The sequence below is a fragment of the Candidatus Cloacimonadota bacterium genome (genome assembly GCA_011372345.1).
Classification (GTDB): domain Bacteria; phylum Cloacimonadota; class Cloacimonadia; order Cloacimonadales; family TCS61; genus DRTC01.
The window spans coordinates 1-3,625 of the sequence record DRTC01000001.1 but is presented as its reverse complement, the minus strand read 5'-3'; the positions used below and the strand labels follow the sequence as shown (position 1 = coordinate 3,625).

Sequence of the window (3,625 nt, the reverse complement as noted above, 5' to 3'; positions counted from 1 at the left end):
TAATGAGAACTAACATAAATTTCAAGAGTTTTTATGTTAAACCGAAATTGCCTGTAAATCTCGAAAAATTGTCTGAATTATCGCAGAATTTATGGTCAACCTGGGATTCTGATGCATATCGTCTTTTTTTGAGGATCGATCCTGAATTATACCGGAAATTCAATCATAATCCGGTGAAATTTCTGCAGAGAATACCAGAAAAAAGGTTAATGGAACTTTCAGAAGATAAAGGATTTTTGTTTGAATTGGAAGCAGTTTATAAAAGGTATAAAAATTATCTCAACTTCGTAGGTCATTTTTCCGACAAAAATGGAATTAAAAAAGAGTTCGATCAAAATCTGCAGATCGCTTATCTCTCGATGGAATTTGGTCTGCATGAATCTTTGCCTATTTATTCAGGAGGATTGGGTGTTTTAGCCGGAGATCATCTCAAAGCTGCATCAGATATGGGTTTACCTCTCATTGCTTTCGGGATTCTTTATCGTTACGGCTACTTTTTCCAGAAGATCAATATTGAAGGAAAACAGGAAGAATTTTATCAGGAAAATGACTGGTATTCCAAACCTGTTCAAAAATTGAAAAATGAGAACGGACAAAATATTGAGATCAAGATAAAACTTAATAATGAAAATATCTATCTGAATACCTGGATGATTGAAGTTGGAAAAATTCCATTATATTTGATAGATTCCAACCACAAAAAAAATAAGGAAAAATTCAGAAAAATTACGGATTATCTTTATGTTGCAGATAAAGAAATGAGACTATTGCAGGAACTTGTTTTCGGTTTCGGTTCTATGGAATTGATAAAAAAACTGCAGATCCAACCAACGATCTTTCATTTGAACGAAGGTCATTCCGCTTTCATCATTCTAAAGAGAATGGAAAATCTGATCTTGAAGGAGAAATTCGAATCGGAAGAAGCAAAGGAAATTGTAAGAGCGAGTACGGTTTTTACAACCCATACTCCGATTCCTGCCGGGAATGAAACTTTTGATCTGAAGCCAGTTGAATTCTATGTTTCCGATATTCTTCACTCGATCGGAATGGATTTCAGAGAATTCAAAAAATCAGCCCTGATAAAGGGAAATGACAAATTCTCTCTCCCGGCTCTGGCAATCCGTTTTTCCAAATATATCAATGGAGTTTCCAAACTTCACTGCCAGGTTTCCAAAGAAATGTGGCATCCGATCTATCCTCAACTTTTCGAGAAAGAAATGCCGATCAGAGCGATTACGAATGGAGTTCACCTGCAAAGCTGGTTAAGTCGGAGAATGACTCAGCTTTTTGATCGCTATCTGGGAGAAGATTACCGTCATCGAGCAGAAGAAAAGACTTTGTGGGAAAATGTTTTCGCTATTCCCGATATTGAGATCTGGGAAGCACATCAATCAAGAAAAGAACAGATGATCAGTTTTATGAGGAGTAAATTGCAGGATAGTATGATCCACAAAGGAGGAACAACATCCTCAAATATCGGGATCAATAATGTTTTGAACAATAATCACTTGATCGTCGGTTTTGCTCGTCGGTTCGCTCCTTATAAAAGAGCAAATTTAATCTTGAAGGACAAAGAGCGGATTCTAAAACTTCTCAATAATGAAACCAGACCTATCCAGTTCATTTTTGCCGGCAAAGCCCATCCTGCTGATGAAAAAGGTAAAGCAATGATCAAGGAGATCATCGATTTTGCCCGGGAAAACAAGGTCGAGGATAAATTTGTCTTCATCGAAAATTACGATATGAACATTGCCCGTCATCTAGTGCAGGGAGTAGATGTCTGGCTCAATAATCCGATCAAACCTCTGGAAGCGAGCGGAACATCAGGAATGAAAGCAGGAATGAACGGAGCACTGAATTTGAGCGTTCTCGATGGTTGGTGGGATGAATGTTATAATCGGAAAAACGGTTGGGCAATTACTTCGGGTGAAAATATTTCCGATCTGGAAATCCGTGAAAAACTGGAAGCCAATGAAATTTATGAACTTCTGGAAAATGAAGTTTTAGAAATATATTATAACCGCGATCAGAACGATATTCCAAGGAACTGGATCAAGAAAATGAAACAATCGATTTTTGATGTTGGAAAAAATTTCAATATGCATCGTGTTCTCGAGGAATATTTATATGAATTTTATCTCCCGGGAGCAGAAAATATCGGAAAACTTTCTGCTAACAATTTTGCAGAAATGCACAAATTACTGAAAATGGAAAAAGAGATTTCTAAATCGTGGAGTAAGGTTAAATTCCTCGAACTTAAATCAAACACGCAGGAAAATCTAACTTTAAACAGCGGAGAAATGGTTAATATCAAAGCAAAGATCGATTTGGACGGAATTTCCGAAAACCTGGTTCAGGTGGAAGTTTTTTACATGATCAGCGAAAATGATTTTAAGACCATACCTCTTTATTTCGAAGAAAGACAAAACAACATCGCAATTTTTGAAGGACATTTCAAAATTCAAGGTTCCGGAAAACAGAGCTTTAATGTCAGGATCAAACCGAAATCGTGTTGTTTGAAGGATTTTTATGAATATGGGAAATGGCACTTTTAATTGAATATTTTAGATTGAACTTTGCGAAAATTATCTTCCCGAGATTCTAAGGAAAGAATTTTCGCAAAGATATGATGATTCAAATCTTGACATAAAAAACTACCATAATTAATTTATTTTCAAAGAAATAAGGAGAAATTATGGATATGCAAATTCAATACTTAACGGATAATAAAGGTAAGAAAACAGCAGTATTGGTTCCTTTCAAAGAATGGGAAAAATTTATTAACGATTATAAATATCTTCAAAAAAAAATCGGCTTGAATCATTCAGTTAAAGAAATACAACATAAAAATTTTAATTACACAGCCATCACAAAAAAAGACGGAAACTGCTGGATTGGCTGGATCGAAGAGATTCCGGGAGTAAATTGTCAGGAATCAACACGAGAGGAACTTTTAGAAAGCCTGAAAATTACTTTGAAAGAAGCACTCGAATTTAATAAAAAAGATGCAATTTCTACAGCAGGTGAAGGTTTTAGCGAAGAACCGATTGCTTTATGAAAAGAACTGCACTATTAAAATATCTTCGGAAGAATAACTGTAAATTTCTGCGGGAAGAAGCAAGACATTCCTGGTGGCTAAATCCAAAACTGAATAAACGATCCGCTGTTCCCAGGCATAATGAGATCAAGGATATTCTTGCTAAAAAGATTTGTAATCTGGGCATTGATCCTATAATAAAATTAAGCAAATTTTGAAAATATTTGTTGGAAAAACTTTTCATTTTTCTGCTATTCATCAGGTACACAAATGCTGATAACAAAACAAGCCAAAGAAAAATATAAATTAGAAAATTTCTATTTCGATAAATCCGGAAATTTCTCTTTTCCGAATTACCGGATATTGCGAAAACTCGTTCAGGAAATAAATACGAAAAGGGACATCATTTTAAATCCATCCAAAACAGTCAAAGCCGGGGAATTAAATGGGATTCTCCTGCTCGATAAGATTTTCCATTATGTGATCAAAAAGTATCAGCAGGAAAAATCTAACCTGGTTTTTGCGGAAGCACATCATTATCTAACGGAAAAAAATCCGGTTTTTGGTTTGCACAGATTACTTACAGAT

General features: G+C 35.2%; 4 protein-coding genes. All 4 read left to right on the top strand.

From position 1 onward, the window contains the following. Positions 1–2: 2 nt before the first annotated feature. Positions 3–2,555, top strand: a complete 2,553-nt coding sequence (gene glgP, locus ENL20_00020; GenBank protein ID HHE36946.1) for an alpha-glucan family phosphorylase — start codon at positions 3–5, stop codon at positions 2,553–2,555. A gap of 281 nt (positions 2,556–2,836) precedes the next feature. Next, a complete protein-coding gene (locus ENL20_00015) occupies positions 2,837–3,058 on the top strand; it encodes a type II toxin-antitoxin system HicB family antitoxin (GenBank protein ID HHE36945.1) in 222 nt (73 codons plus the stop codon). After that, positions 3,055–3,255: an addiction module toxin, HicA family gene (locus ENL20_00010; protein ID HHE36944.1), complete on the top strand. Its 201-nt coding sequence runs from the start codon at positions 3,055–3,057 to the stop codon at positions 3,253–3,255. The genes ENL20_00015 and ENL20_00010 overlap by 4 nt, the downstream gene beginning before the upstream one ends. 52 nt (positions 3,256–3,307) lie before the next feature. After that, a partial coding sequence (locus ENL20_00005; GenBank protein ID HHE36943.1) for a hypothetical protein occupies positions 3,308–3,625 on the top strand: 318 nt, incomplete at its 3' end.

What these genes read in the sequence shown, in the direction of transcription:
- glgP (HHE36946.1), top strand. Translation starts at nt 3, where the DNA reads ATGAGAACTAACATAAATTTCAAGAGTTTTTATGTTAAACCGAAATTG.
- ENL20_00010 (HHE36944.1), top strand. Translation starts at nt 3,055, where the DNA reads ATGAAAAGAACTGCACTATTAAAATATCTTCGGAAGAATAACTGTAAA.